General features: G+C 62.1%; 2 protein-coding genes and 1 pseudogene. All 3 read left to right on the forward strand.

Going from position 1 to position 1,558, the window contains the following annotated elements:
• The coding region (locus I5W_RS03700) for a TOBE domain-containing protein (RefSeq protein ID WP_044528221.1) at window positions 1-309 on the forward strand (309 nt) is incomplete at its 5' end.
• A 1-nt stretch (window position 310) separates the two neighbouring features.
• Window positions 311-1,399, forward strand: a complete 1,089-nt coding sequence (locus tag I5W_RS03705; RefSeq protein ID WP_044528222.1) for an ABC transporter ATP-binding protein — start codon at window positions 311-313, stop codon at window positions 1,397-1,399.
• A 3-nt stretch (window positions 1,400-1,402) separates the two neighbouring features.
• Window positions 1,403-1,558: pseudogene (locus tag I5W_RS30980) on the forward strand (sugar ABC transporter permease); the annotation flags it as partial.

Here is a 1,558-nt window from a genome sequence, read left to right on the forward strand (position 1 = left end):
TATTGCCGGCCGCATCTCCAGCTGGCCGAGGGCCAGCCCTGCAAGCTGGGCATCCGCTGCAACGACGTGCGCCTGGAAACGCTGGCTGCGCCGGGCGTGAGCCTGGGATGCCGCGTGACGTTGGCCGAACTGTCCGGCTCCGAAACCTATCTGCACCTGCGCCATGGCGAGGTGCCGCTGGTGGCGCAACTGTCGGGCGTGCATGAAGTGGCCATCGGCAGCACGGTGCAGGTCAGCATCGCGGCGGCCAAGGCTTTCCTGTTCGATACGCAGGGGCAGTTGTTGAGCGCCCCCATGGAGACTCGCTGATATGGCCCGCATCGAATTCAAGAACCTGGGCCACGCCTACGGTAGCAATCCCGCCAGCCTCAAGGACTATGCCCTGCAACCGATGAACATGGTGTGGGAAGACGGCGGCGCCTATGCGCTGCTGGGGCCTTCCGGCTGTGGCAAATCGACCTTGCTCAACATCATCTCGGGCTTGTTGCAGCCCTCCGAAGGGCAAGTGCTCTTCGATGGCCAGGACATGACCCGCAAGGCCACCCGTGAGCGCAATATCGCCCAGGTGTTCCAGTTCCCGGTGCTCTACGACACCATGAGCGTGTTCGATAACCTGGCCTTCCCGCTGCGCAATCGCAAGATCGCCGAGCGTGAAGTGCAGGCCCGCGTGCGCGAGATCGCCGAGATGCTTGATCTCACCCGCGACCTCAAGCAGCGCGCTGCGGGCTTGTCGGCCGACGCCAAGCAAAAGATTTCGCTGGGCCGCGGCCTGGTGCGCAAGGATGTGGCGGCGATCCTGTTCGATGAACCGCTGACGGTGATCGATCCGCACATGAAGTGGGAGCTGCGCCAGAAGTTGAAGGAAATCCATCACCAGTTGAAGCTCACCCTCATCTACGTCACCCACGACCAGGTCGAAGCGCTGACCTTCGCCGATGAAGTGGTGGTGATGACCGAGGGCAAGGTGGTGCAGCAGGGCAAGCCGGAGGCACTCTTCCTGCGCCCGGACCATACCTTCGTCGGCTATTTCATCGGCAGCCCCGGTATGAACTTTTGTTCCTTGCGTGTTGAAGGAGACGCCGTCCTGCTGGGCCAGCAGCGCATACAGCTCGATGCGGCGCAATTGCAGGCACTGAAGAATTCTTCCGGGGAGCTGAAGCTGGGCATCCGTCCCGAATTCGTCGAACTGGCCGCGCCCGGCACGCCCGGTGCGGTCAGCGCCGAGGTTACCCAGGTCCAGCACCTGGGCACCAGCCAACTGGTGAGCGCGCAGTTCGATGGCATGAGCGTGAAGGCGCGCATTGCGCCCGAGATGAAGGTCGCCACCGGTCCGCAATGGCTGCGACTGGCCAAGCCGGAAACGATCTACTTCAGCAACGACCAGAGAATAGGACGCTAAGCCATGAACAAGCCCTACAACAACAAGGCCTGGTTCTTCATCCTCCCGGTCTTCCTCACCGTCGCTTTCTCGGCCATCATCCCGCTCATGACGGTGGTCAACTATTCAGTGCAGGACATCATCAGTCCCGAGCAGAAAGTCTTCGTCGGTCGGACTGTC

The sequence above is a fragment of the Herbaspirillum sp. B65 genome (assembly GCF_000333555.1).
Classification (GTDB): domain Bacteria; phylum Pseudomonadota; class Gammaproteobacteria; order Burkholderiales; family Burkholderiaceae_D; genus Herbaspirillum; species Herbaspirillum rubrisubalbicans.